The sequence below is a fragment of the Rhodoluna sp. KAS3 genome, from assembly GCF_026000575.1.
Classification (GTDB): Bacteria; Actinomycetota; Actinomycetes; order Actinomycetales; family Microbacteriaceae; genus Rhodoluna.
Window position 1 is genome coordinate 1137528 of the sequence record NZ_AP026910.1, and the last position, 13802, is coordinate 1151329.

The window sequence follows — 13802 nt, forward strand, 5'->3', positions numbered from 1 at the left end:
GAATCTTATTCTGAAGTGGCTGGAGCCTCGGCATTGGCTGCCTCAGCGCTGGACTTTTGCGCAGCAGCAACGGCCTTGCGACCAGCCGGCAACAACACCGCACCCAAGGCAAAAACCACCATGGCCAATCCAGAAACAATCATCAAAGATTCAACCGGATACACATCTGCCAGTGGCCCAAGCACAGCCATTCCAATCGGCATCGCCACCGAGATCACAATGCCGACAAACCCAAAGACGCGCCCCTGGCGCTCTGGCTCTACCGTCTCTTGAAGGAGCGTCATGGCTGAGGTAAAGAATGACGGAACCGCAAGACCGATGATGAAGAACAAAATGTAGAACACAATCAGGTTGGTGGTGAAGCCCATGGCCACAGATAGCAGCCCAAAGAACACCGATGTTCCGATGATCATGCCGATGCGGTTGACCTTGTTGGCAAACACCGCAAGCAGGGCACCACCGAGAGCCATACCGACACTGAACGCAATCTCACCGACAGTCAGCTTCCAGACTTCCGACCCAAAATTGCGAACAATAAATAGCGGTGAAAGATTAGACGGCGCCACGGTCAGCAAGAATACGACCGCAAAAACACCCATTACCCAGCGCACTAAATCGTGGGTAAAGATGTAATTCAGCCCGTCCTTAAGGTCGGCAAAATACGATGGCTTTTCATCGCTGGCAGCACGCTCTAGGGTTGGCACCGAAATCGTGGCCAACAGACCCACGCCAATAATCGCGGTTACAACATCGATGAAGAAAATCGGCACGATTGACATGGTTGAGTAAACCGCAGCGGCGGCCACCGGAGCTAACAGCCCCAGGGCCGACTGCAGACTGCTGTTGATTCCGTTGATGCGCATCAATTTATCTGAAGGCACAATCTGCGGCAGCAGGGCCGAGACTGCAGGCATCTGAACACCGGCACCCACCGACCTAACGGCCATGACCAAGTAGATCAGCCAGAGGTCATCGATGCCCGAGAGCATTAGCAGAGCCAGCCCGAGAGTTGAAAGCGCGATGGTCGAGTCAGAGATCATGATCATATTGCGGCGGTTGACTCGGTCGGCCCACACCCCGGCAAAGATTGACACAATGGCCTGCGGCAAAAAGCCAAACACAGCGGCCAAAGCCAGCACCAATCCTGATTTTGTGGTCAGGGTCAGGTGCCACATGATGGCGTACTGCACCAAGAAAGAACCAAACATCGATACCGTTTGGCCGGTCATAAAGATGGCTACGCGCTTCTTCCAGCCCGGAAATTCTTCACTTGTGAATGTCATTTTTAGGCCTACTCAGGCAGCACTTTCAGGGTCTGCAGAGTTGGGTCAGCAACAAATGCAATGCGCACACCCATGTCTCTGGCTTGGAACAAGGCGCCAAGGGCAGCCTCGGTAATTCTCTCGCCCGGAGACAAGACCGGAACACCCGGTGGGTAAGGGCAAATCATCTCAGCTGAAACTCGACCCACGGCGTCCTTGGCGTCAACCACCTCGTAGCTCGAGAAGAATGCCTCGCGCGGAGTCACCACAACCTCAGGCTCGATCGAGAAGGCTGGCAAAATTTCGATTGGGCGCACCTCACCGCGGTGACGGTTTACCGATTCGATAATCCGCTTGACCAGGTCGTTGATGCGGTCTGGGGTGTCGGCAAAAGTGATCATTGGAATGATGATGTCGCGGTTGGCCATTTCAACATCGATGTTGGCAGCCAGCAGATCAGCCTCAACCTTGGTGCCGTCTGAGCCACAACCCGAAAGCATGATTACCAGCTTGAGCGGGTCGATGTACTCACCGTCGATTACGTCGATGCCGGCAGCGGTTAGAGTGGCACGGCCGCGCTCAGTGGCCTCAATAACTGGGCCAATCAACTCCTCGCCGTGGCGCTCTAGCAAGGCGCGAGCAGCATCGATTGATGCCAAGATGCGTCCAGACATCGATGTGGTTTGGGTTGAATCAAACATCTTGTTGAACCGAGCTAAGTCAACATACTCATCTCGAACCAGCACAAAAGAAGCCTGCGAGTATGACGGCAGGGTCTTGTGGGCTGAGGTAACCACGATGTCGGCGCCTTCGGCCAACGGGTGGTTTGGCAGCTCTGGGTGGAACCCGTAGTGGGCAGCCCAAGCGGCATCGACCACGAGTGGAATTCCGTGCTCGTGGCACACCTTTGACAGGCGTGGAATGTTTGACATGGTGCCGACGTATGAAGGCTCACCAATCAAGACGGCCTTGGCATCTGGGTGCTTGGCCAAGGTCTCGGCCAAGCGGCTTGAAGGCAGATATTCCGGAAGACCGGTAGCCGGGTTGATCTCTGGGCGAATCCAAACCGGAATCACACCGGCGTAAACCAAGCCAACCAAGACGGACTTGTGCAGGGTGCGGGAAACAATGACTTTTTCGCCAGGGCTAGCCACGGCCATAACAGCAGCGTGGTTTGAGCCCGAGGAACCGTTGACGCCAAAGCGGCACAGTGAGGCACCCCAAAGGTCGGCAGCAAGAGCCTCTGCCTTGAGGATTAGAGAAGGTGAAATGCGGTGCGGGTGATTGCCAGGTAGTACGGGAATGTCGCCATCGACGATCGCGCCGGTTAGATCGGTGCGGCCCTTATGTCCAGGAATTTGGAATGGCGACCGGTCGGTCTCCATATCTCGAATCCAGGCATCTAGTAGGGGTGCGCTAGAGCGCAAACCCATTGGGTCTTTCGTGTCGAGGAGTGTGGCTGCGCCAAACGCGTGCTGAGGCAATATCCCGCCTTTCGGTAGTCGGCTAACAGCCTAATGAATTGATCTGAATTTAGGTATATCTTTTGTTGAACATCGATGTCTGGTTAGGCACCGAGCCGCAACGGCGATGAGAAAGGGACCAGGTCTTTCGACCTGATCCCCTCATCGGAAGTACTTAGTTGACTAAACCTGTGGCTTAGAACTCAACCTTGGTCACGTTGGTGTCTAGCAAGATGCCAGGACCGAAGGTGGTTGAAACTGCAGCCTTGATTAGGTAGCGGCCCTTTGATGATGAAGGCTTCAAACGAAGAACTTCGTCAAGTGCTGCTGCAAGGTTCTCGCCTAGCTGCTCCTTGGTGAAAGATGCCTTACCAATTACGAAGTGTAGGTTTGCCTGCTTGTCAACGCGGAAGTCGATACGACCACCCTTGATGTCTTTAACAGCCTTTGCAACGTCTGGGGTTACGGTACCTGTCTTAGGGTTTGGCATTAGGTTACGAGGACCAAGCACCTTACCTAGGCGACCAACCTTACCCATTAGTTCTGGGGTTGATACTGCAGAGTCGAAGTCGGTCCAGCCTGCGGCTACCTTCTCGATTAGCTCGTCGCCACCAACCTCGTCAGCGCCGGCTGCAACTGCAGCGTCAGCTGCGGCACCAGTTGCAAACACGATAACGCGGGCGGTCTTACCAGTTCCGTGTGGAAGTGAAACAGTTCCACGGATCATCTGGTCGGCCTTGCGAGGGTCAACGCCAAGCTTCAATGCAACCTCAACGGTTGAATCGAACTTCTTTGAGCCAGTCTCCTTGATTAGAGTTACTGCCTCGGCTGGGGTGTAAAACTTGCCCTCTTCGATAAGAGCTGCTGCGGCTACATAAGCCTTTGAGCGCTTTGCCATGCTGTTGTTCCTTTTCTTTGGTCACAGTTGTGGTCAACGTATCGCGCGCGATACTCCCACGACTTCTTGGTTTTGCTCTAATGAGCGGTGCCCGGATGGGCGGGTGTTACTTAAGCTTCGGTGGTGATTCCCATTGAGCGGGCAGTACCAGCGATGATCTTTGCAGCTGCGTCAACATCGTTGGCGTTTAGGTCAGCCATCTTCTGCTCAGCAATCTTGTAAAGAGCGTCCTTTGACAGAGTTGCAACCTTCACGGTGTGAGGAGTTGCTGAACCCTTTGCTACGCCAGCTGCCTTCTTGATTAGCTCAGCTGCTGGTGGGGTCTTTAGAACGAAGGTGAATGAACGGTCTTCGTAAACGGTGATTTCAACCGGGATTACGTTGCCCTTCTGGTCTGCAGTTGCGTTGTTGTACTGGGTGCAGAATTCCATGATGTTCACACCGTGCTGGCCAAGTGCTGGACCAATCGGAGGAGCTGGGTTAGCAGCGCCCGCGTTGATCTGAAGCTTGATCATGCCGGTGATCTTTTTCTTCGGTGCCATTTTGATTTTCCTTTTGTATTGGTTTGGAAACTGTTTAAAACTTTTGTGGGCGGTTAGGCCAGTGGGCCAACCTGCTCGAAGCCAAGCTCAACTGGGGTCTCACGCTCGAAGAGTGAAACTAGAACGGTTAGCTTGCCGCTTTCAGGCTTGATCTCTGAGATGGTTCCAGGAAGACCTGCGAACGAGCCATCCTTGATCATGATGCTCTCGCCAACCTTGAAGTTGACGTTGATTGGAACAGCCTTTGCCTTGCCCTTGACTGCAACGCCACCCTTGGCAGCTGCCTTGGCTTCTGCTTCTTCAGGAAGAACGTAAAGGGTCTTCAACATGTTGAAGGCCTCATCTGGGCGAAGTGGAGTTGGGTTCTGTGAGTTGCCCACGAAGCCGGTAACAGCTGGAGTGTGGCGAACCAATGACCATGACTCTTCGTTCATTTCCATACGGATAAGTACGTAGCCAGGGATGCGAACCTTGGTGACCAGCTTGCGCTGACCGTTCTTGATTTCGATCGAGTCTTCCATTGGAACTTCGATCTGGAAGATGTCGTCGCCGCCCTCAAGAGCAAGCTTGCGGTTCTCGATGTTCTGCTTAACGCGCTTTTCGTAACCAGCGTATGAGTGGATTACGTACCACTTGCCTGGCTGGCGGCGAAGCTCGGCACGGAACTCGGCGTAAGGGTCAACCGGTGAGCCTTCTTCTTCCATGTCTGAAATCTCAGCAGTCTCTGCCTGAACCTCGGCAATTGCCTCTTCAAGTTCTAGGTCTTGCTCTAGCTCTGCCGCAGCGTCTTGAGCCAAGTCGGCAAGGTCGGCATCTGCTTCAGCAATGATCTGCTCAGCAGCAACGTCCTGAACCTCGGCAAGCGCCTCTAGTTCGGTGCGTTCTGAATCACTCAATGTGGTGTGTCCTTACTTACTTAAGCGGTTGGGGTGAAGACGAAAACAACACCCTGGTAGAACAGCCAGTCGAACAGCGAAATGATTGCCATTACGACGACTACGAAAGCCAATACAACTGCGGTGTAGTTGCGAAGTTCAGCGAAGGTTGGCTTAGTGACCTTGTTTAGCTCACCAACGACCTGCTTGAAGAACAGAAGGGTGCGACCGAAGACATTGCGCTTTGAGGCCTTGTCAGCCTTTGCGCGCTCAACTAGGTCTTCTGAGACCTGTTCTAGCTCATCTGCCATGAGACATTCCTTCTTCTTGAAACCGAAGTTTCGATCAACTACTTCTAGCAGGGCGGACAGGACTCGAACCTGCAACCCTCGGTTTTGGAGACCGATGCTCTACCAATTGAGCCACCACCCTTTACGGGTTAGTTCTTGACTTCTAACCGAACTGTCAAAAAGCACACTTCTAGATTGGAATCTTAGAAATGATTAATTTGCCAGATTAGGCTTCAGAAGTTGTCAAACTACCTCTAAAGAGTTTAGACCTAGGCGCTACTTAATGCAAAGCCCGTTTTGCACCTTTAGTAGGCTTTACAGCGTGAATGACTTCCCAAGAATCTCAAAGCGCATCGGATCAATCGCTGAATCAGCGACTCTAAAAGTTGATGCAAAGGCCAAATCACTCCAGGCTGCCGGCCGCCCGGTAATCTCGTACGCCGCCGGTGAGCCAGACTTTGCCACCCCAGCGCACATCGTCGAGGCAGCAGCTATCGCGGTTCGTGACCCTAAGAATCACCGATACACCCCGGCGATTGGTTTGCCTGACCTGCGCGAGGCTATTGCCCAAAAAACCCGCACCGATTCTGGCACCGAGATCTCTGCCGCTCAGGTGGTTGTGACCAACGGTGGCAAGCAGGCTGTCTACCAGGCATTCGCAACCCTTCTAGATCCGGGTGACGAAGTCTTGATGCCAACCCCGTTCTGGACCACCTACCCTGAGGCCATTCGTTTGGCCGGCGGTGTTCCGGTTGAGGTATTTGCCGGTGCCGACCAAAACTACAAGGTCACCGTTGACCAGCTAGAGGCTGCTCGCACACCGCGCTCAAAGGTCTTGCTTTTTGTTTCTCCGTCAAACCCAACCGGCTCGGTTTACACCCGCGAAGAGACCGAGGCAATCGGTCGCTGGGCATTCGAAAACGGCATGTGGGTTATCACCGACGAGATCTATCAGAACCTGACCTATGACGGCCTAAAGGCAGTTTCGATCACCGAGGCAGTGCCTGAGTTGATTGACCGCACCATCCTGGTTAACGGCGTAGCAAAAACCTACGCAATGACCGGATGGCGTTTGGGCTGGATGGCCGGCCCGCTGGACGCAATGAAGGCCGCCGGAAACCTGCAGTCTCACCTGTCTTCGAACGTTTCGAACATTTCACAGAAGGCTGCGTTGGCTGCACTTACCGGTCCGCAGGATGAAGTTCTGGCAATGCGCGACGCCTTTGACCGCCGCCGCAAGGTTGCTGTGGCCGAGCTAAACAAGATTGAGGGCTGGAACGCCCCTACCCCACAGGGTGCTTTTTACGTTTACTCAGACGTGACCGGTTTGCTCGGTCGCGAATGGGGCGGCAAGCAGATCAACACCTCACTTGAACTCTGCGACTACATCCTGGATGCAGCCGAGGTGGCGTTGGTCCCGGGTGAGGCATTTGGCCCATCGGGTTATGTCCGCCTGAGCTACGCGCTCGGAGATGCCCCACTACTCGAGGGCATCCAGCGCCTACAGAAGCTGTTCAGCTAAGCCTTAAATAAAAAAGCCCTCCGGTTTCGGAGGGCTTTTTTATTGGCCGAATTAGTCGAATGACCCGATCAGGTTTGGCTCGGGCACCAAGTTGATGCCGTACTTATTCGAGACCTGAGTCTGCACAAATTGAGCCAACTGAATAATTTCTGCGGCCGTAGCCCCGCCGGTATTCACAATGCCGAGAGTGTGCTTCGAAGAAATCGCAGCCTTAGAGCCGGCAATTCTGAAGCCCTTGGCGATGCCGGCATTTTCAATCAACCAGGCTGCCGACAACTTGACGGTTAGCCCGTCATCGTCTTCATTTTCATAGCGCGGAGCCGACTCTGGCAGCGAACGAGCAAAGGTATCGCTGACCATTGGGTTGGTAAAAAATGAGCCGCAGCTGACTGAATCTGGGTCAGAATCACTGAGCACCATGCCCTTATTGGCTCGCAACTTGAGCACGCTGTTGCGGACTTCCATCAACGGCACCTGCTCACCCATTTGCGCACCAAGATCGGCGGCAATCTGGGTTGAATAAAGCGGCCGGCTAAGCCCACCCAAATCTTGTAATTCAAACTCGACCCAGGTAATTACACCCGGGCGGCCACGCTTGATTGCGCTGTCACGGTAACCAAACTGAAGGTCTTTGGCCTCCAGAATTACCAATTCGTGGGTCTCGTAATCCAAGAATTCCAGGCGCACTAGGCAGTCGCTGAGCTCTTGTCCGTATGCACCGATGTTCTGTACCGGAGCTGCACCAACTGTGCCCGGAATGCCGCTCATGGCCTCAACGCCAGCCAGGCCCTGAGCAATTGTGTGAGCCACAAAGGCATCCCAGTTTTCACCGGCTTGAACCCGAATAACTACTCGGCCGTCTTCGCGAGAGCGAACCGGCTCAATGCCGAGATTGGCAACTTTGATAACCCGGAGCTCTGAGACGTCATCGGCAACCACCATGTTTGAGCCACCGCCCAAAACCAGCCAGTCATCGCCCGAGCGCCAAACACCAAGGGTGTGCTCGATCAGGTCATCGCGAGTTTTTGCCTCATAAATTTCGGCCGGAACCCCTCCGACCCGAATGGTAGTTAGCTCGCTAAGCGGCTGAGGTGCCATTAAACGCGCACCTGAGCCTGTGCTTTACCCAAAACAGTGGTCTCGTTGAACACGGCAGTTAGGTCGATGCGCACCAAGCGGGTTTCAGCATCGATGGCACCCATTTTTCCGGTGACGACCAGAACGGCACCGTCAACCGGGTCAACTACAACCGGCTTGGTGAAGCGCACTTGGTAGTCGGCAATTCGGCCGGCATCGCCAACCCAATCAACGGCAACCTGAACAGCGGCACCCATGGTCAACATGCCGTGAGCCAGCACACCCGGAAGGCCTACTGCAGCCGCAACGTCATCGCGGTAGTGAATTGAGTTGAAGTCACCTGAGGCACCGGCATAGCGGACCAAAGAATCACGGGTGAGCAAAAATTCGGTGGTGCCAATAACCTGGCCGACCTCTAGCGAGGCAATGTTGATGTGAGTCATTTACTCGTCTCCTCTAACCACAAGGGTCGAGATTGCGGTGCAAACCAACTCTTTATCGATGTCATAAATTTTGGTCTCGAAAGTGACCATCGAGTGCGCACCGAGCGACTTGACGCTGGCAACCTCTAGCTCACTGACCAGCTCATCGCCGGCAACAATCGGGCGTGCATGGATAAAGCGCTGATCGCCGTGAACGACTCGGCTGAAATCGATGTCAGCTTCTGGGTCGGCAAGAACTGTTGCCAATGAACGCTCTTGAATAACCACCGCAAAAGTAGGCGGGGCAATTACGTCGTTGTAGCCGGCCGCTTGCGCAGCGAAAACATCGAGGTTCATTGGATTTGTTGATTTGACCGCGTGGGCGAATTCGCGGATTTTTTCTCGGCCGACCAAGTAAGGGTTGGTTGCCGGATATTTCTTGCCCTGCACATTTGGATTTACCACGGCTTAAGCGTATCTAGCCTGAACGAAATTTTTTGAGACTAGGAGGTAGAAAAGTTTTGGTAGCTAGGGCGGGACTCGAACCCGCGACCCCACGATTATGAGTCGTGTGCTCTAACCACCTGAGCTACCCAGCCGGGCATTACCTTGCGGTAACTGGTTATTTTTTGTTTCGAGCCCCGAGCCAGGATTGAACTGGCGACCCCTTCCTTACCATGGAAGTGCTCTACCACTGAGCTATCGGGGCGCTGCACCATAGGCTTGCGCCAGGCACCAGAAGACTTTAGCACTAAATCGCGCTTGGAGGCAAACCAAACTTAATGCATCACTAAAGTTATTTTCATGACTAACGCGACCTTTCTAACCCAGAACAACGAGCAAGCCGAATGGTGGCGCTCGGCAGTGATTTACCAGATCTATCCACGCAGTTTTGCGGATGGAAATGGTGACGGAATTGGTGACCTTCCGGGCATCACCGAGAAGCTGGATTCACTGGCAACTTTGGGAATCGACGCAATCTGGTTTAGCCCGTTCTTCAAGAGCCCACAAAAAGATGCCGGTTACGACATCAGTGACTACCGCCAAATTGACCCAATCTTTGGCACCAACGAAGACTTTGATGTTCTCTTGGCCAAGGCAAAATCTCTGGGCATTCGCATCATTGTTGACATCGTTCCAAACCACACCAGCGACCAGCACGCCTGGTTCCAGGCTGCGCTAGCCGCGGCTCCGGGTTCAATCGAGCGCGGTTACTACCACTTCAAGGACGGCAAGGGTGCTAACGGCGAGTTGCCTCCGAACAACTGGCAGTCAATCTTCGGCGGTCCGGCATGGTCTCGCATCACAGAGGCAGACGGCTCACTGGGCCAGTGGTACCTGCACCTATTCGATTCATCGCAGCCAGATTTGAACTGGGAGAACCCAGCGATTGCCGATGAGTTTGACGAAATTTTGCGCTTCTGGCTCAAGAAGGGCGTAGACGGTTTCCGCGTTGACGTTGCCCACGGCATGGTCAAGCGTGCCGGTTTGCCAGACGCAACCATCTACGACGAGAACCTTCGTGAACGCTCAATTTCAAACCTCACTATGGATGAAGCCGAGCTTGCTGTTCCTTACTGGGGTCAGCCGGGTGTTCACGATGCCATTCGTCGATTCCGTCGTGTAATCGATGAGTTTGACGACCGCGCGATGTGCGCCGAGGCATCAATGAGCCCACTGCCGAGACTGGCCATGTGGGTCCGCCCAGATGAGTACCACCAGTCATTCAACTTTGACTACATGCACAGCGCTTACGAGCCAGCAGCAATCAAGAAGATTGTCACCGACTCAATCGTCGAGTACGGCAAGGTAGGCGCTTCAAGCACCTGGGTGCTTTCGAACCACGATGGAATTCGCCACGCAACCCGCCTGGGAATTGCTCCTGAAAACACCCCGCGCCCTGGTGATGGAATTCACCCGACTGACCCAATGCCAGATGAGGCCCTGGGTCTTCGTCGCGCCCGTGCTGCAACCTCGTTCATGCTGGGTCTGCCTGGTTCTTCATACCTTTACCAAGGAGAGGAACTTGGCCTGCCGGAAGCATGGCAACTCGAGGGCAAGTACCGCCAAGACCCTACCTATGCCCGCACCAACGGCGAGCGCATTGGCCGCGATGGCTGCCGCGTGCCGCTGCCTTGGGTTGCCGACGCCACCGCTTCAAACGGATTCAACACCACCGGAGAATCTTGGCTACCGCAGCCTGCAAACTACCGCGTGTTTGCTCGTAACCTGCAGGAGGGCGTAGCTGGATCAACGCTCGAGCTTTACAAGCGCCTGCTAAAGGAACGCCGCCAGTTTGGTCTTGGCTCAGGCCAGTTCCGCTGGGCTGACGAGTATCAGGATAAAAACACCCTGGCCTACATCAACAACGGAGTTTTGGTGCTGACCAACTTTGGCCCTGAGGCCGTTGTGGTTCCAGCCGGTGAAATTTTGGTTACCACTCAGCACGACCTCAGCATCGAGGGCGAGCTTGAGCACGACCAGACCGTTTGGATCAAGCTCTAACATGACGATGGACACAACCACTGGAGCCCGCCACCTAGCTCGTTACGGGCAGGAGTGGTGGCGCTCGGCAGTGATTTACCAGGTTTACCCACGCTCGTTTGCAGACGCTAACGGTGACGGCATGGGTGATTTGCCGGGCATTACCTCTCGCTTGGGGTCGTTGGCGGCTCTGGGTATTGATGCTGTTTGGTTGTCTCCGTTTATGCGCTCGCCGCAAAAAGACGCAGGTTATGACGTCAGTGATTACTGCGATGTTGACCCGCTGTTCGGCACCCTGGCTGACTTTGATGACATGTTGACCCGGGCCCATGATTTGGGTCTGCGGGTCTTGGTTGACCTGGTACCCAACCACACCAGTGACCAGCACCGATGGTTCCAGGCTGCCCTGGCTAGCGAAGAAGGTTCGCCTGAGCGTGCCTTCTACCACTTCAAGGATGGGCGCGGAGCATCGGGGGACCTACCGCCGAACAACTGGGTATCGATGTTTGGAGGCCCAGCTTGGACCCGCACCACTAACGCAGACGGCACACCGGGCCAGTGGTACTGCCACCTATTTGACTCATCACAGCCAGACCTAAATTGGGAAAACCCAAAGGTCGAGGAGGCTTTCGAAGAGATTTTGCGCTTCTGGCTAGACCGAGGTGTGGATGGCTTTAGAGTCGACCAGCCACACGCCATGGGCAAAGCCGAGGGGTTGCCAGACCACCCTGACTTAGAGCGTGCCGGCGCCGGATTTATCGAGGGTGAAGCCTCTCCGCCGATGTGGTTTCAAGATTCTGTGCACCCAATCTTTAGAAAGTGGCGCAAAATTCTCGACAGCTACCCTGGCGAGCGCGCTATGTGTGGCGAGGCATACGTGTTGCCACTTTCATTTATGGCGCTGTGGGTGCGCCCAGATGAATTCCACCAGACTTTCAACTTCAGGTTTCTAGACAGCGAGTGGAAGCCAGAGATTCTGTTCAACTCGATCAATGAGTCTTTTGAGGCCTTCGATGGTGTTGGCGCCCCGAGCACCTGGGTGCTGTCAAACCACGACATCATTCGCCACGCAACCCGCATGGGTGGCGTTCAGGGCCGCCCAACCGCATCAGATGGGATCGGGCCAAACGACCCTCAGCCAGACCGCGAGCTTGGATTACGCAGGGCGCGCGCTGCAACCCTGTTTGTGCTTGGCCTGCCTGGCTCAACCTACCTGTACCAAGGCGAAGAACTTGGATTGCCTGAGCACACCACCCTGGCTGACGAATTTAGACAAGACCCAACTTTCTACCGCACTGCCGGCAAGCGAGTTGGTCGGGATGGCTGCCGAGTGCCATTGCCGTGGGAATCTGGTTTGGGTGCGGCCAACGGCTTTAACAAGACTGGTCAGGCCTGGTTACCTCAACCAGAGATATACGGCGAATACGCACGCGACCGCCAAGAAGGCGTTGAGGGCTCGACCCTCGAGCTTTACAAGCACGCACTGGCTACGCGCCGCCTCTTGGGCCTTGGCGAGGGATCGTTTGAATGGGCGCCCGAGTTTGTCAGCGAGCAGTCCCTCGGCTACCGCAACGGTGACATCCTGGTGGTTCACAATTTTGGCCATGAGCCAATTACGCTACCAACCGGCGAGCTGATTGCCTCAAGCCTGCACGGTATGACCGCGGGTCACGGCCTTGTTGCTGATCAAACAGTTTGGCTGCGGATTAGCTAGTCACCAAGTTTGGTTCTGGCCACCACTGCAGCGGCAACTAATCCGAACGCTGCCGAAATAAGCAGCGGGGTAGTGCCTAGGCCCTCTCCGAGGTTCCAAGCTAGGCCAGCCCAGATTCCGGCAACCAGCAACCCCAGGCCGCTGAGACCCTGAAGCCTAGATTGCACCAGAAGCTGCTGATTATCGAGGGCGATGCGAGACACCCAAGACTTGCCGACCACATCGTTGGCGGCAGCAAAGCCACCGTAAACGATTACCAGCAGGGCTGAGAAGGTTTTGTCGCTGGTAAGCGCAAAGCCACCGTACGCAATTGAGAAGCAAACCAGACCGAGGGCGTAAACGTGTTGCGGTTTCATGCGGTCTGCCAGTAACCCAAACGGAAAACTCATTGAGGCATAGGCAATGTTGAACAGCAGATAAAGGCCAACAACCTCGGTGACTTCAAAACCCTCTTGGCTCAGGTGAAGCAAAATCAGGGCGTCCGGAAAGTTAGCCAGTGAAAAGATTGCCAGCATCCAAATCAAGAGTTTTAGTTTGGGCGCGAGTGTGCCTTGAGCACCGGTGGAGGATTTCGAGGCAGCCGCGGTCGCAGCAATTTTGCGAGGCTTGCGCGGCCTGGGTTGGCGGCGGTTCTCAAAATCGTTGTCTTTGATAAAGAACACGGCAGCGGTTGAAAGCACCGCCGGAATAACCGCTATCCAGAGAACACTTCTTAAGTCACCATCAAACAGCGATAGCAGCGCGAGGGCCAGAGCCGGACCAATTACCGCACCTAATGTGTCACTGGTCCGGTGAAAGCCAATCACTTTTCCGCGATCGCGCGAATCAACGCCCTGCACCAGAATTGCATCTCGCGCAGCAGACCGCAGACCCTTGCCTAGACGGTCAACAACGCGCCCAATCATGACCACGGGCCAGGCCCCAGCCAGGGCAATGATGAACTTGCCTAGCGCTGCGCCGCCGTATCCAACCGCCACCATTACTTTGCGCGGAACCCACCGGTTGATCCAAGCCGAGGCCAGCTTGGTTAGCGACATTGCGCCTTCGGCCGCGCCCTCGATGGCGCCGACAATTGCAGCCGGTGCGCCAAGGACCGAGTTCAAAAAGATTGGCATCAATGGGTAGAGCATCTCGCTGGCGGCATCTTGCAACAAAGACACCCACGAGATCGCAAACAGGTTGCGGCTTAGCCAAGCCGGGCGGCGTGAGCCAGTCCGTGCTGCCTCACTCCCCCGCTTGGCCAATTATCGACC

Annotated in this window: 13 protein-coding genes and 3 tRNA genes; 3 read left to right on the plus strand and 13 right to left on the minus strand. The window is 54.9% G+C overall.

Annotation, left to right across the window (positions count from 1 at the left end; genetic code table 11):
- Positions 1-5: 5 nt before the first annotated feature.
- From OO731_RS05695 to OO731_RS05725, 7 genes are all read right to left on the minus strand, one after another.
- Positions 6-1283 (minus strand): MFS transporter, encoded by a 1278-nt coding sequence (locus OO731_RS05695; protein ID WP_264889991.1) that lies wholly within the window; start codon positions 1281-1283, stop codon positions 6-8.
- Between the two features lie 8 nt (positions 1284-1291).
- Positions 1292-2746, minus strand: a complete 1455-nt coding sequence (locus OO731_RS05700) for a DegT/DnrJ/EryC1/StrS family aminotransferase (RefSeq protein WP_264889992.1) — start codon at positions 2744-2746, stop codon at positions 1292-1294.
- A gap of 175 nt (positions 2747-2921) precedes the next feature.
- Positions 2922-3623, minus strand: a complete 702-nt coding sequence (rplA, locus tag OO731_RS05705) for a 50S ribosomal protein L1 (RefSeq protein WP_138275811.1) — start codon at positions 3621-3623, stop codon at positions 2922-2924.
- A 110-nt stretch (positions 3624-3733) separates the two neighbouring features.
- Entirely contained in the window at positions 3734-4165 is a 432-nt protein-coding gene (gene rplK, locus OO731_RS05710) for a 50S ribosomal protein L11 (RefSeq protein WP_138275812.1), read from the minus strand.
- A gap of 53 nt (positions 4166-4218) precedes the next feature.
- Positions 4219-5061: a transcription termination/antitermination protein NusG gene (nusG, locus tag OO731_RS05715; RefSeq protein ID WP_138275813.1), complete on the minus strand. Its 843-nt coding sequence runs from the start codon at positions 5059-5061 to the stop codon at positions 4219-4221.
- A 20-nt stretch (positions 5062-5081) separates the two neighbouring features.
- Positions 5082-5351, minus strand: a complete 270-nt coding sequence (secE, locus tag OO731_RS05720; protein WP_138275814.1) for a preprotein translocase subunit SecE — start codon at positions 5349-5351, stop codon at positions 5082-5084.
- 48 nt (positions 5352-5399) lie between these two features.
- Positions 5400-5472: transfer RNA gene (locus OO731_RS05725), tRNA-Trp, on the minus strand.
- A gap of 141 nt (positions 5473-5613) precedes the next feature.
- Here OO731_RS05725 and OO731_RS05730 point away from each other — a divergent pair.
- Positions 5614-6852 carry a pyridoxal phosphate-dependent aminotransferase gene (locus OO731_RS05730; RefSeq protein WP_264889993.1) on the plus strand — a complete coding sequence of 413 codons (1239 nt, stop codon included), beginning with the start codon at positions 5614-5616 and terminating at the stop codon, positions 6850-6852.
- 51 nt (positions 6853-6903) lie between these two features.
- Here the strand turns inward: OO731_RS05730 and OO731_RS05735 are convergent, their stop codons facing one another.
- The 5 genes from OO731_RS05735 to OO731_RS05755 all read right to left on the minus strand — a co-directional run bounded on the left by OO731_RS05735 (position 6904) and on the right by OO731_RS05755 (position 9060).
- Positions 6904-7950 (minus strand): UDP-N-acetylmuramate dehydrogenase, encoded by a 1047-nt coding sequence (locus OO731_RS05735; RefSeq protein WP_264889994.1) that lies wholly within the window; start codon positions 7948-7950, stop codon positions 6904-6906.
- Positions 7950-8372 (minus strand): MaoC/PaaZ C-terminal domain-containing protein, encoded by a 423-nt coding sequence (locus tag OO731_RS05740; protein ID WP_264889995.1) that lies wholly within the window; start codon positions 8370-8372, stop codon positions 7950-7952. Before OO731_RS05740 ends, OO731_RS05735 begins: the two co-directional genes overlap by 1 nt.
- Entirely contained in the window at positions 8373-8816 is a 444-nt protein-coding gene (locus OO731_RS05745; RefSeq protein WP_138275818.1) for a MaoC family dehydratase N-terminal domain-containing protein, read from the minus strand.
- A gap of 57 nt (positions 8817-8873) precedes the next feature.
- Positions 8874-8950, minus strand: a tRNA-Met gene (locus OO731_RS05750).
- A 38-nt stretch (positions 8951-8988) separates the two neighbouring features.
- Positions 8989-9060, minus strand: a tRNA-Thr gene (locus OO731_RS05755).
- Between the two features lie 95 nt (positions 9061-9155).
- Between OO731_RS05755 and OO731_RS05760 the strand changes: the two genes are divergently transcribed.
- Positions 9156-10856: a glycoside hydrolase family 13 protein gene (locus tag OO731_RS05760; protein WP_264889996.1), complete on the plus strand. Its 1701-nt coding sequence runs from the start codon at positions 9156-9158 to the stop codon at positions 10854-10856.
- Position 10857: 1 nt separating this feature from the next.
- Entirely contained in the window at positions 10858-12549 is a 1692-nt protein-coding gene (locus OO731_RS05765) for a glycoside hydrolase family 13 protein (RefSeq protein WP_264889997.1), read from the plus strand.
- Here OO731_RS05765 and OO731_RS05770 read toward each other — a convergent pair.
- Complete coding sequence (locus OO731_RS05770) at positions 12546-13793, minus strand: MFS transporter (protein WP_264889998.1); 1248 nt, start codon at positions 13791-13793, stop codon at positions 12546-12548. The two genes, OO731_RS05765 and OO731_RS05770, sit on opposite strands and share 4 nt — an antisense overlap.
- Positions 13794-13802 lie beyond the last annotated feature (9 nt).

What these genes read in the sequence shown, in the direction of transcription:
- OO731_RS05695 (WP_264889991.1), bottom strand. Translation starts at nt 1,283, where the DNA reads ATGACATTCACAAGTGAAGAATTTCCGGGCTGGAAGAAGCGCGTAGCC.
- rplA (WP_138275811.1), bottom strand. Translation starts at nt 3,623, where the DNA reads ATGGCAAAGCGCTCAAAGGCTTATGTAGCCGCAGCAGCTCTTATCGAA.
- rplK (WP_138275812.1), bottom strand. Translation starts at nt 4,165, where the DNA reads ATGGCACCGAAGAAAAAGATCACCGGCATGATCAAGCTTCAGATCAAC.
- secE (WP_138275814.1), bottom strand. Translation starts at nt 5,351, where the DNA reads ATGGCAGATGAGCTAGAACAGGTCTCAGAAGACCTAGTTGAGCGCGCA.
- OO731_RS05730 (WP_264889993.1), top strand. Translation starts at nt 5,614, where the DNA reads ATGCAAAGCCCGTTTTGCACCTTTAGTAGGCTTTACAGCGTGAATGAC.
- OO731_RS05735 (WP_264889994.1), bottom strand. Translation starts at nt 7,950, where the DNA reads ATGGCACCTCAGCCGCTTAGCGAGCTAACTACCATTCGGGTCGGAGGG.
- OO731_RS05740 (WP_264889995.1), bottom strand. Translation starts at nt 8,372, where the DNA reads ATGACTCACATCAACATTGCCTCGCTAGAGGTCGGCCAGGTTATTGGC.
- OO731_RS05760 (WP_264889996.1), top strand. Translation starts at nt 9,156, where the DNA reads ATGACTAACGCGACCTTTCTAACCCAGAACAACGAGCAAGCCGAATGG.
- OO731_RS05765 (WP_264889997.1), top strand. Translation starts at nt 10,858, where the DNA reads ATGACGATGGACACAACCACTGGAGCCCGCCACCTAGCTCGTTACGGG.